Below are 17,110 nucleotides of genomic sequence, written 5' to 3' on the forward strand. Positions count from 1 at the left end.
TAAATTTCGTAAATTACCCACATTTATTCGTTTGCTGAACCGTTTTCGCAGCAATTGACGACGGGGGTTTTACGTGGCTTTATAAAGGGAGATGACAAAATATTGTCCAAAAGATTTTCGATTGGGCATAAACAAAAATGATGGGGTGACTGGGTTTTTATGAACGAACAATATTCCGCGTTGCGTAGTAATGTCAGTATGCTCGGCAAAGTGCTTGGAGATACCATCAAAGATGCGTTGGGGGAAAACATCCTCGACCGCGTTGAAACCATCCGCAAGCTGTCAAAATCTTCCCGTGCAGGTAACGAGGCCAGTCGTCAGGAGCTGCTCACCACCTTGCAGAACCTTTCTAACGATGAGCTGCTGCCCGTTGCCCGCGCCTTCAGCCAGTTTCTGAACCTGGCAAACACCGCTGAGCAATACCACAGCATTTCGCCGAATGGCGAAGCTGCCAGCAACCCGGAAGTCATTGCCCGTACGCTTCGTAAACTGAAAGACCAGCCAGACCTCAACGAAGACATCATCAAAAAAGCGGTGGAGTCCCTTTCGCTGGAGCTGGTTCTGACCGCTCACCCAACCGAAATCACTCGCCGCACCCTGATCCACAAAATGGTGGAAGTGAACAACTGCCTCAAGCAGCTGGATAACAAAGACATTGCTGACTACGAGCGCAACCAGCTGATGCGCCGTCTGCGCCAGCTGATTGCCCAGTCCTGGCACACCGATGAAATTCGTAAGCATCGTCCAAGCCCGGTCGACGAAGCCAAATGGGGCTTTGCGGTGGTGGAAAATAGCCTGTGGGAAGGGGTGCCGAACTACCTGCGTGAGCTGAACGAGCAGCTGGAAGCGAATCTGGATTACCGCCTGCCGGTCGATTTTGTGCCGGTGCGCTTCACCTCCTGGATGGGCGGCGACCGTGACGGCAACCCGAACGTCACCGCGGAAATTACCCGCCACGTGCTCCTGTTGAGCCGCTGGAAAGCAACCGACCTGTTCCTGAAAGATATTCAGGTATTGATCTCCGAGCTGTCGATGGTAGAGGCCACGCCTGAACTGCGCGCGCTGGCCGGCGAAGAAGGTGCCAGCGAGCCGTATCGTTTCCTGATGAAAAAACTGCGTGGCCAACTGATGGCGACGCAGGCCTGGCTGGAAGCGCGTCTGAAAGGCCAGCGCCTGCCAAAGCCGGAAGGCCTGCTGAGCCAGAACGAGCAGCTCTGGGAGCCGCTGTATGCCTGCTATAAATCACTGCAGGCCTGCGGAATGGGCATCATCGCGAATGGCGAACTGCTCGACACCCTGCGCCGCGTGAAGTGTTTCGGCGTGCCGCTGGTGCGTATTGACGTCCGTCAGGAAAGCACCCGTCATACCGAAGCGCTGGGCGAACTGACCCGCTATCTCGGCATCGGCGACTATGAAAGCTGGTCTGAAGCGGACAAACAAGCCTTCCTGATCCGCGAACTGAACTCCAAGCGCCCCCTGCTGCCACGTAACTGGGAGCCAAGCAACGAAACCCGCGAGGTGCTCAACACCTGTAAAGCGATCGTTGATGCGCCAAAAGGATCGGTGGCTGCCTATGTGATCTCCATGGCGAAAACGCCGTCTGACGTGCTGGGCGTTCACCTTCTGCTCAAAGAAGCCGGTATCGACTATGCCCTTCCGGTTGCACCGCTGTTTGAAACCCTTGATGACCTGAACAACGCTAACGACGTCATGACGCAGCTGCTGAATATCGACTGGTACCGCGGCTTTATTCAGGGCAAACAGATGGTGATGATTGGCTATTCCGACTCCGCAAAAGACGCGGGCGTCATGGCGGCATCCTGGGCGCAGTATCAGGCACAGGATGCGTTGATCAAAACCTGTGAAAAAGCGGGCATCGAACTGACGCTGTTCCACGGACGCGGCGGCTCGATTGGCCGTGGTGGCGCGCCAGCGCATGCGGCACTGCTGTCACAACCGCCGGGAAGCCTGAAAGGCGGCCTGCGCGTGACCGAACAGGGTGAAATGATCCGCTTTAAGTACGGCCTGCCGGAAGTGACCATCAGCAGCCTGTCGCTCTACACCAGTGCAATTCTGGAAGCGAACCTGCTGCCACCGCCAGAGCCGAAAGAGTCCTGGTGCCATATCATGGACGAGCTATCAGATATCTCCTGCGATCTGTACCGCGGCTACGTGCGTGAAAACAAAGATTTTGTGCCTTACTTCCGTTCAGCTACCCCTGAGCAGGAGCTGGGTAAACTGCCGCTGGGTTCACGTCCGGCTAAGCGCCGCCCGACCGGTGGCGTAGAGTCTCTGCGTGCCATCCCGTGGATCTTCGCCTGGACCCAGAACCGTCTGATGCTGCCCGCCTGGCTGGGCGCAGGTGCGGCGCTGCAGAAAGTGGTGGAAGATGGCAAACAGAACGAACTGGAAACCATGTGCCGCGACTGGCCATTCTTCTCCACCCGTCTGGGTATGCTGGAGATGGTCTTCTCGAAAGCAGACCTGTGGCTGGCGGAATACTACGATCAGCGTCTGGTGAAGCCTGAGCTGTGGACGCTGGGTAAAGAGCTGCGCGAACTGCTGGAAGACGACATCAAAGTGGTGCTGGACATAGCTAACGACTCGCACCTGATGGCGGATCTGCCGTGGATTGCCGAGTCCATCCAGCTGCGTAACATCTACACCGACCCCCTGAACGTCCTGCAGGCGGAGCTGCTGCACCGTTCACGTCTGGCGGAAGAAGAAGGTAAAGAGCCGGATCCACGCGTCGAACAGGCGTTGATGGTGACGATTGCAGGCGTTGCGGCAGGTATGCGTAACACAGGCTAATCCATTGGCTTCATACAGGCCCGGCAGCGCTAACGCTGCCGGCCGATATCCGGTATTCACGCCATGCACCACGACATCAGCCCCCTTCTGACCGACCTCATTAATGGCACCGTAGCGCTACGTGACGTACGGTTTTTCACCCCGCCCGACCCACACTCCCGCACATCGCCTTGCCTGGTCATTAACCTCGATAATGCCTGCGAAGCGTGGTTTTCTTACTCTGCAGAGGGGTTACTTCATACCGGACACGCGCTCAGCATCAGCTTCGGTAAACAGCAGCTGTCGCTTCGTCTTTATCGGGATAACGTGCTTATACAGCACCAGCAGGTTGCCCGGCGCGGCCCCCGAACCGGAGCGTTTCTCCTGCAAACGCTGGCCGAACTGCAGATGCAGCCTGATGAACAGGAAACGGCCAGACTAGTGGTACTGAGTATGCTCAGCCACTGTCGCGATCTTCTTGGCAGCGACATTCATACTGACAGCCGCAGTCGTGCTTTGTTTGAAGCCATCCGGCGCTATCTCGATGAACATCACGCCTCACCGCTGACCCGCGATTCCGTGGCACGGGCGTTTTATATTTCACCCAACTACCTTTCACATCTGTTTCAGAAGACCGGGAACGTGGGGTTCAATGAATACCTGACCCAAACGCGTCTGGAACACGCGCGCCAGTTGCTCAAGGGTTATGACCTAAAAATCAAAGACATTGCCGCCCGCTGCGGCTTTACAGACAGCAACTACTTCTGCCGCCTCTTTCGTAAACATACCGAACGCTCCCCTTCCGAGTACCGCCGCCAGTATCACAGCCAGCTGACTGCCAAAAACTAGCATTGTGATCGCCCTCTCACTTCACTAAGCACATTACATTTGTCCAGTATTTGGCAAAATTGACCTGTATCCCCGGCCAGCAGCCCCACCTTATCCTTAGGTTAACCTTTCTGACTTAAGGAAAAATAATGGAACTGTATCTGGATACCGCCAACGTGGCAGAGGTTGAGCGCCTGGCGCGCATTTTTCCGATTGCCGGCGTCACCACCAACCCGAGCATTGTAGCCGCCAGCGGCGAAACCCTCTGGAACGTACTGCCGCGTCTGCAAAACGCCATCGGGCCACAGGGTACGCTGTTTGCCCAGACCATGAGCCGTGAAGCCGAAGGGATGGTGGCAGAAGCCAAACGCCTGAGTAACGCCATTCCTGGCATCGTGGTGAAAATCCCGGTGACCGCACAGGGCCTTATAGCGATAAAAATGCTGAAAAAAGAGGGCATAACCACGTTAGGCACGGCCGTTTACAGCGCCGCCCAGGGTTTACTGGCCGCGCTGGCGGGAGCGAAATATGTCGCACCGTATGTTAATCGCGTCGACGCTCAGGGCGGGGACGGCATTCGTATGGTACAGGAGCTGCAATCCCTGCTCGAACGCCACGCGCCCGAAAGCAACGTGCTGGCCGCCAGCTTCAAAACACCACGTCAGGCGCTGGACTGCCTGCTCGCCGGATGTGAAGCAATCACGCTTCCTTTAGATGTAGCGCAACAAATGCTCGGCACCCCAGCGGTAGAGTCAGCCATAGAGAAGTTTGAGCACGACTGGAAAAACGCGTTTGGTAACCTCAATCTCTAAGGGAGATCTGTTATGGACCGTATCATTCAATCGCCGGGGAAATATATCCAGGGCGCTGATGTTCTCACCCGTCTCGGCGACTATCTGAAACCACTGGCAACACGCTGGTTGGTTGTGGGCGATAAGTTTGTGCTGGGTTTTGCACAAGAGACCTTGCTTGAGAGTTTCAAAAAAGCGGAAATTCATGCTGAAATCGCGCCCTTCGGTGGCGAATGTTCGCAAAACGAAATCGATCGCCTGAAAAAACGGGCCGACGGCGCCGACTGTATGGCGGTGCTCGGTATCGGCGGCGGGAAAACGCTGGATACCGCCAAAGCGCTGGCGCATTTTATGGACGTGCCCGTTGCCATCGCTCCGACTATCGCCTCCACCGACGCCCCGTGCAGCGCCCTTTCTGTCATTTATACCGACAGCGGTGAATTCGATCGCTACCTGATGCTGCCGCATAACCCGAACATGGTGATTGTCGACACCCGGGTGGTGGCTGGCGCTCCGCCGCGTCTGCTGGCCGCCGGGATAGGCGATGCCCTTGCCACCTGGTTTGAAGCGCGCGCCTGTTCCCGTAGCGGCGCGATCACCATGGCGGGCGGAAAATGTACCCAGGCTGCGCTAGCCCTCGCCGAGCTGTGCTACAACACGTTAATTGAAGAGGGTGAGAAAGCGATGCTCGCGGCCGGGCAGCACGTGGTCACACCGGCGCTGGAGCGCATCATTGAAGCCAATACCTATCTGAGCGGCGTTGGATTTGAAAGCGGTGGACTGGCGGCCGCGCACGCCATTCACAATGGAATGACCGCCGTGCCGGAGGCACATTCGTTCTATCACGGTGAAAAAGTGGCGTTTGGGACGCTGACGCAACTGGTGCTGGAAAATGCCCCGGTAGAGGAAATTGAAACCGTCGCGGCGCTGTGTCACAGCGTAGGTTTGCCCATCACGCTGGCACAACTGAACATTAAAGAGGATATTCCGGTCAAAATGCGGCTGATTGCCGAGGCAGCCTGCGCAGAGGGTGAAACCATTCACAACATGCCAGGCGGGGTGTCACCGGATCAGGTTTACGCGGCGCTGCTGGTGGCCGATCAGTACGGGCAACGGTTCCTGCGGGAGTGGGCGTAACCGGTATTGCCGGATGGTAAAAAAATCCCCGCCGAAGCGGGGATTGTATTTACTGCAGATCAAACCGATCCAAATCCATCACCTTCGCCCAAGCGGCAACAAAGTCGCGGACGAATTTCTCATGGGCGTCGCTGCTGGCGTAAACCTCGGCCAGCGCGCGCAGCACGGCGTTCGAACCGAATACCAGATCGGCACGCGTGGCGGTGTATTTCACTTCACCGCTGGCGCGATCGCTGCCGGCAAACAGCTCGTTTGATTCATCGGTCGCTTTCCACTGGGTATTCATGTCCAGCAGGTTCACGAAGAAATCGTTGCTCAGCACGCCTTCACGATGGGTGAACACGCCGTTCTGACTGCCATCGAAGTTCGCCCCCAGTACGCGCAGACCGCCAATCAGCACCGTCAGTTCTGGTGCAGTGAGCGTCAGCTGCTGGGCCTTATCAATCAACAGAGACTCGGTAGTGGAGGCATCAACCTGTGCACGGTAGTTACGGAAGCCATCGGCAATCGGTTCGAGCAGGTTAAACATCTCGATATCCGTCTGATCCTGGCGCGCATCAACGCGGCCCGGCGTGAACGGTACATTGACGTAAACGCCGGCCTCTTTCGCCGCCTGTTCAACACCCACCACACCTGCCAGCACGATGATATCGGCCAGTGACGCTTTGTTGGTGGTACGCTGAATAGCTTCCAGGGCGGGTAACGCGCGAACCGCTGCGGCGTTAACTTCCCAGTCGCGCTGGGGTGCCAGTGCCAGACGCGCACCGTTGGCGCCGCCACGCTTATCGCCACCGCGGAAGGTCGATGCAGACGCCCAGGCAACGGAAACCAGGTCGCTCACGGACAGACCCGAGGCAATGATTTCCGCTTTCAGACTCTCGATGTCCTCTTTAGTCGGGTTGAACACCGCCTGCGGCAGTGGATCCTGCCAGATGAGATCTTCTTTCGGCACTTCCGGACCAATGTAACGCGCTTTTGGCCCCATATCACGGTGGGTCAGCTTGAACCACGCGCGGGCAAAGGCTTCGTTAAAGGCCTGCGGATCGTTCAGGAAGCGGCGGGAGATTTTCTCGAACTCGGGGTCAAAACGCAGCGTCAGATCGGTGACCAGCATCGTCGGTTTGCGCTTTTTCGACGGGTCGAACGGATCAGGCATAATGTCTGGTGCATCCACGGCTTCGAACTGAATCGCACCCGCCGGGCTGCGGGTCTGCACCCACTCGTATTTGAACAGGTTCTCGAAGAAGTAGTTACTCCACTGGGTCGGCGTTTGTGACCAGATGACTTCCAGCCCGGAGGTGATCGCATCTGCGCCAACGCCGGTACCGTGCGTACTGGTCCAGCCCAGACCCTGCGCTTCAATTGGCGCGGCTTCCGGGTCGGCACCGACATGGGTCGCTTCACCTGCACCGTGGGTTTTACCGAGGGTATGACCGCCAGCAATCAACGCAACGGTCTCTTCGTCGTTCATCCCCATGTTGCCAAAGGTGGCACGGATCGCCGCGGCCGCTGACAGTGGTTCACCGCTGGCGTTTGGCCCTTCCGGGTTAACGTAAATCAGCCCCATTTCGGTGGCTGCCAGTGGGCGCTTCGCCAGTGCTTCCGGGTCACGGTGGGTGAGCCAGGCTTTTTCATCCCCCCAGTTCACGTCCATATCCGGTTCCCAGACATCTTCACGCCCGGCCCCAAAACCAAAGGTACGGAAACCAGAGTTCTCCAGCGCCACGTTACCGGCAAGGATGAAGAGGTCAGCCCAGGAAATTTTTTGACCGTATTTTTGCTTGATAGGCCACAGGAGACGGCGCGCTTTATCCAGACTTACGTTATCTGGCCAGGAGTTCAGGGGGGCAAAGCGCTGTTGACCGCGCCCTGCACCACCGCGACCGTCAACGGAGCGATAGGTACCTGCGCCGTGCCAGGCCATACGGATAAACAGGCCGGCATAGCTGCCCCAGTCGGCTGGCCACCACGGCTGAGAGTCGGTCAGAAGTGCTTTGAGATCGCCCTTGAGCGCTGAGTAATCAAGTTTGCTGAATTCTTTGCGGTAGTCAAAGTCTTCACCCAGAGGGTTAGAACGGTTGGAATGTTGATTAAGAAGATCGACGCGGAGTTGTTTTGGCCACCAGTCGCGGCTGCCTGTGCCTGCCCCCGCGCTGTGATCGACGCTGCCCTGATGGAACGGGCACTTGCCGATTGATGCCGCATTATTGCTGTCGTCTGACGTGCTCATCGCTATGCTCCCTTTTACAGTGTTACCGTTACGATATACGCCCTTGTTGATAAGGTATAGTTGAGATAACCCACAGATTCGATAGTTAATTCCGTTTAATTTCCCATTGAAAGTATGTGCGTTCTGTACGTCAAAGGCAGCATTGCTGATATGGCGGGGAAATAAAACCCTTATAAATCAAAAAATCCTCCGAAGAGGGCTTCTATTTATTATGCGCCAGGCCGAACACCCAGCGTATGGCAAATGGCGTAACTCATTTCCGCGCGGTTGAGCGTATAGAAGTGGAAATCCTTCACTCCTTCACGACTCAAGATCTTCACCATGTCCATCGCGATGTTTGCGCCCACCAGCTTGCGTGTTTCCGGATCATCGTCCAGCCCTTCGTACATTTTAGACATCCAGTGCGGAATGCGCACATTGGTCATATCGGCAAATTTCTTCGCCTGTTTGAAGTTAGAGACCGGCAAAATTCCCGGGATAATTTCGACGTCTATGCCCGCGGACACACAGCGGTCACGAAAGCGCAGGTAGCTTTCCACATCAAAGAAGAACTGGGTAATGGCGCGGTTCGCACCGGCGTCCACTTTACGCTTCAGGTTAAGCAGATCCGCCTGGGCGCTTTTCGCTTCCGGGTGAACTTCAGGATAAGCAGCAACGGAAATGTCGAAGTCTGCGACCTCTTTCAGCAGCGCGACCAGATCGGTGGCGTACATGTCCGGTTTACCGCTCCCCGGCGGCAGGTCACCGCGCAGGGCGACGATATGGCGAATACCGTTGTTCCAGTAGTCCTGGGCAATGGCACGCAGCTCATCGCGCGTCGCGTCGATACAGGTCAGGTGCGGAGCCGCTTCCAGACCCGTACGGTCCTTAATGCCTTTAATGATGCTGTGCGTACGGTCACGCTCACCGGAGTTGGCACCGTAGGTGACGGAGACAAACTTCGGTTTCAGGCTGCTCAGGCGATCGATAGAGCTCCAGAGGGTTTGCTCCATTTCACTGGTGCGCGGCGGGAAAAATTCAAAAGAGACGTTAATCTGACCATTTACTTCGGCCAGGCTCTGATTCAGGGCTTCCCGCTGGTTGGCGTGAAAAAAGCTCATACCTTACCTCATCAATCGCGTGTCATTGTGTGTTGTGTTTCGAACTTCTATACGTTTAGACGTCCAGATGTAAAAATGACGGAAAAGCGGAGGGACGTCAACAGAAATAATCGCCAGGAATGGTGAGGAATGCTCAGGGAAGATGAAGGGAGTTCATGATGGCGGGTGAGTGCGGTCTGATGCCCTCACTCTGTCCCTCTCCCACCGGGAGAGGGAACAAGAAAGATTACAGCAGTTTAGCCAGACGGTTGATGTCGGACTGGATGGCCCCGGCGGTCACATCGCGCCCCGCACCCGGGCCACGGATCACCAGTGGGTTATCACGGTACCAGCGGCTTTCAATGGCGAAAACATTATCGCACGGCAGCAGTGCCGCCAGCGGATGTTCAGGACGAACCGCCTCGACACCCACACGTGCTTTTCCGTTCGCTTCGAAACGCGCCACGTAGCGCAGCACCAGGCCCATCTCGTTTGCCGCTTCCAGACGTTGCACCATCTGCTCGTTCAGCTCTTCGCCGTTCTCGAAGAAATGGTCGACAGAGTCGTCCTCACAGCCAGCAGGCACCAGCGACTCAACGCGGACGGCATCAGGTTCGATGTCATAACCGGCTTCACGCGCCAGGATCACCAGCTTACGCATAACGTCTTTACCGGAGAGGTCAACGCGTGGGTCAGGCTCCGTTAAGCCCTGCTGCCATGCCTGATCCACCAGGTCAGTGAACGGTACGGTGCCATCAAACTGCAGGAACAGCCAGGAGAGCGTGCCGGAGAAGATGCCACTCAGCGCCAGAATGCTGTCGCCGCTTTCAATCAAATCACGCACGGTATGGTTAACCGGCAAGCCAGCGCCCACCGTGGCGTTATACAGCCAGTGACGGCCTGTCTTTTCAAACGCGTCGTGGATTTGACGGTACTTGTCCGTGCTGCTCGCCCCCGCCAGCTTATTGGCGCTAATAACATGGAAACCGTGGCTGGCGAAATCAAGATACTGATCGGCAAGCTGTTCACTGGCGGTCACGTCCAGTACCACCAGATCGTCATACGGGTGCGCGCGCATCCAGAGGAACAGCGACTCTTCGTCCTGTTCAACCGCTTCATCGTTAAAGAAGGCCAGCGCCCGGCTGGCGTCCAGCCCTTCGTAGTTCAACAGGCTGCGGCGGCTGTCCACCACGCCCGCGAGAATAAATTCAAACCCGGTACGCGCTGAGAGGGTCACCTGCTCGCGAGCGAACAGCTCCAGCCAGCGTGAGCCGATGTTTCCTTTGCCAAACAGCACCAGTCCAATGCGTTTCTCCGCACGGAACAGAGAGGTATGCAGCCCCTGAATCAGACTCTCGGTGGGTCCTTTACGCAGTACGGCCACCAGGCTGATGCCCTCTTCCGACTGCCAGGTGAATTCAACCGGCTGGCCTTTCAGCTGCTGCCAGAAACGGTGGCAGTGCAGCGGGTTGCGGGTAACGCCCGCCCCCACCATCGCCACCAGCGCCAGACCCTGACGCAGGCGAAGCTCGCCCGGCAGGCCCGCTTCATCAAGAATTTTCAGGGCGCTGTCCGCCACTTCAGCGGTGTAGCAGAACTGCAGCAGCTGGCGATCGTTATGCACGCCAACGGCGAGCGGACGCACCTGGGCGCGTTTGAGGATCAGGTCGATGTCTTTGTGTGCCAGTTTGAAATCCTGGCCCGCCGGGACCTGGAACTCAATCAGGCAGATGTCGTCATGGCTGGTCACAATTCGCGCCCCCGTACCGGACGCCAGGACGCGTTCGATACGGGTAGAGCCTTGATCCGGGGTGTAACTACAGCGCAGCTGCAGGTCGATGTCGCTCCCGGAAACCGGCTGTAGCGTACGCGCATGCAGAACCGGTGCCGCCAGGCGTGCCAGCTCGCTGGCCTCGTCCAGACGCAGCAGCGGCAGCAGGCAGGCATCTTTCACTTTACGCGGGTCAGCACTGTAGACACCGGCCACGTCGCTCCAGATGGTGACGCGGGAAACGCCTGCCAGCGCACCAATTTGCGTCGCTGAGTAGTCAGAGCCGTTACGTCCCAGCAGCACGGTTTCACCGGCACTGCTGCGGCTGATAAAGCCGGTCACCACAATACGTTTGCCCGGATGCTGAACCAGCAGCTGTTGCAGCAGCGGATATGACAAACCTTCATCCACCTGCGGCTGAGCGGCGCGTTCGGCGCGCAGGAAGTCACGCGCGTCAAGCCAGGCCGCATCCACGCCCAGGTGTTGCAGCACGGCCGCCATCAGGCGCGCAGACCACACTTCACCGTGGCCGACCACCTCGGCATACACCGCGTCGGTAATACCGCTGTCCAGCAGGGCAGCCAGACGCTCAAGGTCATGCGTAAAGGCGCTAATCAATCCGTCCGCGACGTCCGCAGGCAGTAAGCCGGCAATCAGCTCACTCTGGTAACGACGTAAGGACTGTTGCACCTGATGCGCAGAGAGGCGATCGGTCTGACTCAGTTTGAGCCAGCTAATCAACTGGTTGGTGGTGCTGCCAGCCGCGGAGACAACCATCATGTCCCCCGGCTGCGAATACTCTGTCATGATCCCTGCGACACGCAGGTAACACTTCACATCAGCAAGACTACTACCACCAAACTTGTGCAGTTGACGACCCTTCGCCCCTGCCTGCGCTATCACACTCATGATTACCCCTTGGCTGCGACCCGGAAGCCATTTTCCAGATCGGCAATTAAATCTTCAGAATCTTCAATACCGGTCGAGATACGCAGCAGCGTCTCAGAAATACCGGCGGCGGCACGTGCTTCTGGTGCCATACCTGCGTGCGTCATGGTCGCGGCGTGGGAGATCAAGCTTTCAACCCCACCTAATGATTCCGCCAGCGTAAACAATGACAGCCCGCTCAGGAAGCGACGCAGCGTTTGCTCGTCACCGTCCAGTTCAAAACTTAACATCGCGCCAAATCCCTTTTGTTGACGCGCGGCAATCTCGTGCCCCTGGTTTTCCGGCAGCGACGGGTGATAGAGCTTTTTCACCAGCGGCTGGGTCTTCAGGAAATCGACAATCGCCTGAGCATTGCGCTGCGCCACTTCCATGCGCGGCGACAGCGTGCGGATACCGCGCAACAACAGGTAGCTGTCGAAAGCGCTCGCAGTGACGCCAATGTTATTGGCCCACCATGCCAGTTCGGTGACAACGTCGGGATCTTTTGCAATCACCACGCCCGCTACCACATCAGAATGACCGTTCAGATATTTTGTGCATGAATGCAATACCAGATCGGCACCCAGCGCAAGCGGGTTCTGAAGGGCCGGACTGAGGAAGGTATTATCCACTACACTTATCGCTCCCGCATCCCTTGCGCGCTGACAAATTTTCGCAATATCGACGACGCGCAACAATGGATTGCTTGGACTTTCCACCAGCACCAGCTTCGGTTTCTCTGCCAGCGCCTGTTTCAGCGCCTGTTCGTCGTTTTGATCGACAAACAGCACGCGGTAGCACCCGCGTTTTGCGAGGCTGTCAAACAGACGATAGCTACCACCGTAACAGTCGTGCGGTGCCACCAGCAGGTCGCCCGGCTTCAGAAATACCGTCGTCACCAGGTGAATCGCAGACATCCCGGTGTTGGTTAACACGGCGCCTGCACCGCCTTCCAGCTCCGCCAGCGTGCGCTGGGTTACGTCACGCGTCGGGTTGCCGCGACGGGAGTAGTCATGCGCACGGGGTTCATTAAAACCGGTAAAATTGTAAGTACTGGAAAGATGAATTGGCGGGACAACACAGCCGTACTGCTCGTCATCATTTAATCCGCTACGCACTGCGATGGTGGCCTGTTTACGCGTCATGGTGAAGGCTTCCTGGCTAAAAGAGGTGAAAAGTCAGGCACCAGAGTAAACACTGAAAGTATGGACGTCAATACATCTGGACATCTAAACTTCTTTGCGTATAGATTGAGCAATGCGCAAATAGCCGTTAAAATTATATGCTTTAGTGCACGCTGCAGCGGCAATATCCGTGCCACGGTATCGTCTCTACGGTAAACTACGCTGGATTACGGTCAAAACTGGCGATGACGGGTTTTGCACCTTTAGATTAATGACTGAGAGGATTAAAGGTATCTCATGGCTGAATGGAGCGGCGAATATATCAGCCCATACGCTGAGCACGGTAAGAAGAGTGAGCAAGTAAAGAAAATTACGGTTTCCATTCCTCTGAAGGTGTTGAAGATCCTCACCGATGAACGTACGCGTCGTCAGGTGAACAACCTGCGCCACGCGACCAACAGCGAACTGCTGTGCGAAGCGTTTCTGCATGCGTTTACCGGTCAACCGTTGCCAAACGATGAAGATCTGCGCAAAGAGCGTAGTGATGAAATTCCGGAAGAGGCGAAGGTGATCATGCGTGAACTGGGTATCGACCCGGATACGTGGGAATACTGAGAAGCGGATACAAAAAAGGCACCTTGCGGTGCCTTTTTTTCGGGAAACTTACTTAGCGCCCGGGATGCTGAAACGCTTGTTGAAGCGGTCAACACGGCCACCGGTTGCAACATCACGCTGCTTACCAGTGTAGAACGGGTGGCATTTGCCGCACACGTCCAGGTTCAGATCGTGACCCACGGTAGAGCGGATCTGGATAGAGTTACCGCAAGAACAGTTTGCAGTAATCATTTCGTATTTCGGGTGAATATCTTTTTTCATGGGAGAACCTCAGTTAAGGCCGCGTCGCTCTTCCAGCCCTAACGCCAGACACCACGCGATGTTGAATGTAAGTTCTTTGGCGTAAAGTACACCAAAGGCGGCGAATCATACAGAATTTGACCAACGTATGCAAACTGATCCGCACGCCGCTTTCACTAATGTGTATACTAACGCGCCACTTTTCAAGTCAGGAAGATTCGATGCCCGTCGCTCACGTTGCCCTGCCCGTTCCGCTTCCCCGCACCTTTGACTATCTGCTGCCTGACAGCATGAGCGCCAAAGCGGGCTGTCGCGTGACCGTGCCATTTGGCAAACAGCAGCGTATTGGGATTGTGGTGTCGGTGAGCGATAAGAGCGAATTGCCGCTCAATGAGCTGAAAGCCGTCGCAGAGGTACTGGACAGCGAGCCCGTTTTCTCCACCAGCACCTGGCGACTCCTGCTGTGGGCGGCAGATTACTACCATCACCCTATCGGCGATGTCCTGTTCCACGCCCTGCCTGTTATGCTTCGTCAGGGTAAAAGTGCCAGCCACGCTCCCCTCTGGTACTGGTTTGCCACTGAAGAGGGTCAGGCGGTCGATATCAATAGCCTGAAACGCTCGCAGAAACAGCAGCAGGCGCTGGCGGCCCTGCGTCAGGGGAAAATCTGGCGGCATCAGGTTGACGAGCTTGAGGTGAGCGAAACGGCGCTACAGGCCCTGCGCAAAAAAGGGCTGAGCGAACTGGCAAGCGAGGCGCCTGCCCTTTATGACTGGCGGGACAGTTTCTCCGTTTCAGGGGATCGTCTGCGACTCAACACCGAGCAGGCCACCGCCGTAGGAGCCATTCACAGCGCCTCCGATCATTTCTCCGCCTGGCTACTGGCAGGGGTCACCGGCTCCGGCAAAACAGAAGTGTATCTCAGCGTACTGGAAAACGTGCTTGCGCAGGGTAAACAGGCACTGGTGATGGTTCCGGAAATCGGCCTTACGCCACAAACCATCGCCCGTTTTCGCGAGCGGTTTAATGCGCCGGTTGAAGTGTTACATTCGGGCCTGAACGACAGCGAGCGCCTCAGCGCCTGGCTGAAAGCCAAAAACGGCGAAGCGGCGATTGTGATTGGCACCCGTTCCTCGCTGTTTACGCCGTTTAAAAACCTCGGCGTTATCGTCATCGATGAAGAGCATGACAGCTCCTATAAGCAACAGGAAGGCTGGCGCTATCACGCCCGCGATCTGGCCGTTTATCGCGCCCATAGCGAGCAAATCCCGATTATTCTTGGCTCCGCGACGCCCGCCCTCGAAACGCTGCATAACGTTCGCCAGCGTAAATACCACATGCTGCGCCTGACGCGGCGCGCAGGGAACGCGCGCCCTGCTATTCAGCATGTGCTGGATCTAAAAGGCCAGCAGGTGCAGGCGGGGTTAGCGCCTGCGCTTATCACCCGGATGCGCCAGCATTTGCAGGCCGGTAATCAAGTCATTTTGTTCCTTAACCGCCGCGGGTTTGCCCCGGCGCTGCTGTGTCACGACTGCGGCTGGATTGCCGAATGCCCGCGCTGCGACCACTACTACACGTTCCATCAGGCTCAGCGCCATTTGCGCTGCCACCACTGCGACAGCCAGCGGCCGGTACCACGCCAGTGTCCGTCATGTGGCTCAACGCATATCGTGCCGGTCGGCCTGGGGACGGAGCAACTGGAAGAGGCCCTTAAGCCTTTCTTCCCTGACGTTCCTCTTTCCCGCATCGACCGTGACACCACCAGCCGCAAAGGGGCGCTGGAACAGCAGCTGGCGGAAGTGCATCGCGGTGGCGCACGCATTCTGATTGGCACGCAGATGCTGGCCAAAGGGCACCACTTCCCGGACGTAACGCTGGTCGCCCTGCTGGACGTAGACGGCGCGCTGTTTTCGGCCGATTTCCGCTCTGCAGAACGTTTTGCCCAGCTTTATACCCAGGTTGCCGGACGTGCCGGTCGCGCAGGCAAACAGGGTGAGGTGGTTTTACAGACCCACCATCCTGAACATCCGTTACTGCAAACCCTGCTGCATAAAGGCTATGACGCGTTTGCGGAGCAGGCGCTGGCAGAACGCCAGACGATGCAGCTTCCGCCGTGGACCAGCCACGTCATCATTCGCGCAGAAGATCACAACAACCAGCAGGCACCGCTTTTCCTGCAGCAGCTGAGAAACCTCCTGCAGGCCAGTCCGCTGGTGGATAACCCGCTGTGGATACTGGGGCCGGTGCCGGCGCTGGCACCAAAGCGTGGTGGACGTTTCCGCTGGCAGATTTTGCTCCAGCACCCTTCGCGCATCCGCCTGCAACATATCGTCAGCGGCGCGCTGGTGCTGATCAATACCCTACCGGAAGCGCGCAAAGTGAAGTGGGTACTGGACGTTGATCCTATCGAAGGCTGAAGACGGATCGAAAAATTTAACGCTCCTCACACTTTTTATGAAAATTCTGTAACCGATTCCATTAACTATCTGTAAAAATGGTGGCGTCAGAAGTTCGGTGTTCAGGCGAGGAGAAGACGTTGAAGTCCAGGAAAGAGGTTGCCACGGCGACCATGAAAGACGTTGCCCAGAAAGCACAAGTCTCTACGGCAACCGTGTCCCGCGCATTAATGAACCCGGATAAAGTCTCCCAGGCGACCCGTAACCGGGTAGAGCAGGCTGCGCTGGAAGTGGGCTATTTCCCGCAGGCGATGGGACGAAACGTTAAACGCAATGAGTCGCGCACCATCCTGGTGATTGTGCCGGACATCTGCGATCCCTTCTTCAGCGAGATTATTCGCGGTATCGAAGTGACGGCGGCAGAGCAAGGTTATCTGGTGCTGATTGGCGACTGTGCTCACCAGAACCAGCAGGAAAAAACCTTTATCGATCTCATTATCACCAAGCAGATCGACGGCATGTTGCTGCTTGGGTCTCGCCTGCCGTTTGATGCCAGCATTGAAGAGCAGCGCAATTTACCGCCGATGGTGATGGCCAACGAGTTTGCACCCGAGCTGGAGCTGCCGACGGTACATATTGATAACCTGACCGCCGCGTTCAACGCCGTCAACTATCTTCAGGAGCTGGGGCACAAGCGTATTGGCTGCATTGCCGGGCCGGAAGAGATGCCATTGTGCCACTACCGCCTGCAGGGCTACGTTCAGGCGCTGCGCCGTACCGGCGTCACCGTCGACCCGCACTACATTGCTCGCGGGGATTTCACCTTTGAAGCCGGTGGACAGGCACTGGAGAAGCTGCTGGATCTGCCCGAGCCGCCGACTGCGGTGTTCTGTCACAGCGATGTGATGGCACTGGGGGCATTATCGTATGCGAAGCGCCGCGGCCTGCGCATACCGAAAGATTTGTCGATCATCGGATTCGATAATATTTCGCTGTCAGAATTTTGCGATCCTCCACTCTCGACCGTGGCGCAGCCGCGCTATGATATTGGGCGTGAAGCGATGCTTCTTCTGCTGGATCAGCTGCATGGTCAAACAGTTAACAGCGGCTCGCGGTTGCTGGACTGTGAATTGATTGTGCGCGGTTCTACCCAGGCATTGACTTAAAGTAAATGTCTTTCAG

General features: G+C 56.8%; 12 protein-coding genes. 7 read left to right on the plus strand and 5 right to left on the minus strand.

What is annotated here, in order from left to right; genetic code table 11:
- Positions 1-159 precede the first annotated feature (159 nt).
- The 4 genes from ppc to gldA all read left to right on the plus strand — a co-directional run bounded on the left by ppc (position 160) and on the right by gldA (position 5,546).
- On the plus strand, positions 160-2,811 hold the full coding sequence (gene ppc, locus ACN9MQ_RS22155) for a phosphoenolpyruvate carboxylase (protein WP_014172182.1): 2,652 nt from the start codon (positions 160-162) through the stop codon (positions 2,809-2,811).
- A 63-nt stretch (positions 2,812-2,874) separates the two neighbouring features.
- Positions 2,875-3,639 carry a helix-turn-helix transcriptional regulator gene (locus ACN9MQ_RS22160; protein ID WP_032679235.1) on the plus strand — a complete coding sequence of 255 codons (765 nt, stop codon included), beginning with the start codon at positions 2,875-2,877 and terminating at the stop codon, positions 3,637-3,639.
- A gap of 128 nt (positions 3,640-3,767) precedes the next feature.
- Complete coding sequence (gene fsa / locus ACN9MQ_RS22165; RefSeq protein ID WP_086533020.1) at positions 3,768-4,430, plus strand: fructose-6-phosphate aldolase; 663 nt, start codon at positions 3,768-3,770, stop codon at positions 4,428-4,430.
- A 12-nt stretch (positions 4,431-4,442) separates the two neighbouring features.
- Positions 4,443-5,546 (plus strand): bifunctional L-1,2-propanediol dehydrogenase/glycerol dehydrogenase, encoded by a 1,104-nt coding sequence (gene gldA / locus ACN9MQ_RS22170; protein WP_163304487.1) that lies wholly within the window; start codon positions 4,443-4,445, stop codon positions 5,544-5,546.
- A gap of 49 nt (positions 5,547-5,595) precedes the next feature.
- Here gldA and katG read toward each other — a convergent pair whose 3' ends face one another.
- From katG to metB, 4 genes are all read right to left on the minus strand, one after another.
- Entirely contained in the window at positions 5,596-7,776 is a 2,181-nt protein-coding gene (gene katG, locus ACN9MQ_RS22175) for a catalase/peroxidase HPI (RefSeq protein ID WP_025202761.1), read from the minus strand.
- 209 nt (positions 7,777-7,985) lie between these two features.
- Entirely contained in the window at positions 7,986-8,876 is an 891-nt protein-coding gene (gene metF, locus ACN9MQ_RS22180; protein ID WP_014172187.1) for a methylenetetrahydrofolate reductase, read from the minus strand.
- Positions 8,877-9,102: 226 nt separating this feature from the next.
- Positions 9,103-11,535 (minus strand): bifunctional aspartate kinase/homoserine dehydrogenase II, encoded by a 2,433-nt coding sequence (locus ACN9MQ_RS22185; protein ID WP_020883947.1) that lies wholly within the window; start codon positions 11,533-11,535, stop codon positions 9,103-9,105.
- Positions 11,536-11,537: 2 nt separating this feature from the next.
- Positions 11,538-12,698: a cystathionine gamma-synthase gene (gene metB, locus ACN9MQ_RS22190; protein ID WP_014172189.1), complete on the minus strand. Its 1,161-nt coding sequence runs from the start codon at positions 12,696-12,698 to the stop codon at positions 11,538-11,540.
- A gap of 276 nt (positions 12,699-12,974) precedes the next feature.
- Between metB and metJ the strand changes: the two genes are divergently transcribed.
- Entirely contained in the window at positions 12,975-13,292 is a 318-nt protein-coding gene (gene metJ / locus ACN9MQ_RS22195) for a met regulon transcriptional regulator MetJ (protein ID WP_007369220.1), read from the plus strand.
- Positions 13,293-13,340: 48 nt separating this feature from the next.
- Here metJ and rpmE read toward each other — a convergent pair whose 3' ends face one another.
- Complete coding sequence (gene rpmE / locus ACN9MQ_RS22200; protein ID WP_003862040.1) at positions 13,341-13,553, minus strand: 50S ribosomal protein L31; 213 nt, start codon at positions 13,551-13,553, stop codon at positions 13,341-13,343.
- A gap of 200 nt (positions 13,554-13,753) precedes the next feature.
- On the opposite strand from rpmE, the gene priA reads away from it, so the two are divergent.
- The gene (gene priA, locus ACN9MQ_RS22205) at positions 13,754-15,949 is read left to right on the plus strand and encodes a primosomal protein N' (RefSeq protein ID WP_032679240.1); all 2,196 of its coding nucleotides are present in this window, start codon (positions 13,754-13,756) and stop codon (positions 15,947-15,949) included.
- Positions 15,950-16,068: 119 nt separating this feature from the next.
- Positions 16,069-17,094: a DNA-binding transcriptional regulator CytR gene (gene cytR / locus ACN9MQ_RS22210; RefSeq protein ID WP_020883949.1), complete on the plus strand. Its 1,026-nt coding sequence runs from the start codon at positions 16,069-16,071 to the stop codon at positions 17,092-17,094.
- Positions 17,095-17,110: the final 16 nt, after the last annotated feature.

Origin of the sequence: Enterobacter sp. R-25 (assembly GCF_049913205.1) — a bacterium.
GTDB classification, from domain to species: domain Bacteria; phylum Pseudomonadota; class Gammaproteobacteria; order Enterobacterales; family Enterobacteriaceae; genus Enterobacter; species Enterobacter ludwigii.

Bases quoted from the DNA above. Each gene is read 5' to 3' on its own strand.
- rpmE (WP_003862040.1), bottom strand. From the start codon at position 13,553: ATGAAAAAAGATATTCACCCGAAATACGAAATGATTACTGCAAACTGT.
- priA (WP_032679240.1), top strand. From the start codon at position 13,754: ATGCCCGTCGCTCACGTTGCCCTGCCCGTTCCGCTTCCCCGCACCTTT.
- ACN9MQ_RS22185 (WP_020883947.1), bottom strand. From the start codon at position 11,535: ATGAGTGTGATAGCGCAGGCAGGGGCGAAGGGTCGTCAACTGCACAAG.
- ACN9MQ_RS22160 (WP_032679235.1), top strand. From the start codon at position 2,875: ATGCACCACGACATCAGCCCCCTTCTGACCGACCTCATTAATGGCACC.
- ppc (WP_014172182.1), top strand. From the start codon at position 160: ATGAACGAACAATATTCCGCGTTGCGTAGTAATGTCAGTATGCTCGGC.
- metB (WP_014172189.1), bottom strand. From the start codon at position 12,698: ATGACGCGTAAACAGGCCACCATCGCAGTGCGTAGCGGATTAAATGAT.
- fsa (WP_086533020.1), top strand. From the start codon at position 3,768: ATGGAACTGTATCTGGATACCGCCAACGTGGCAGAGGTTGAGCGCCTG.
- metF (WP_014172187.1), bottom strand. From the start codon at position 8,876: ATGAGCTTTTTTCACGCCAACCAGCGGGAAGCCCTGAATCAGAGCCTG.
- katG (WP_025202761.1), bottom strand. From the start codon at position 7,776: ATGAGCACGTCAGACGACAGCAATAATGCGGCATCAATCGGCAAGTGC.
- metJ (WP_007369220.1), top strand. From the start codon at position 12,975: ATGGCTGAATGGAGCGGCGAATATATCAGCCCATACGCTGAGCACGGT.
- gldA (WP_163304487.1), top strand. From the start codon at position 4,443: ATGGACCGTATCATTCAATCGCCGGGGAAATATATCCAGGGCGCTGAT.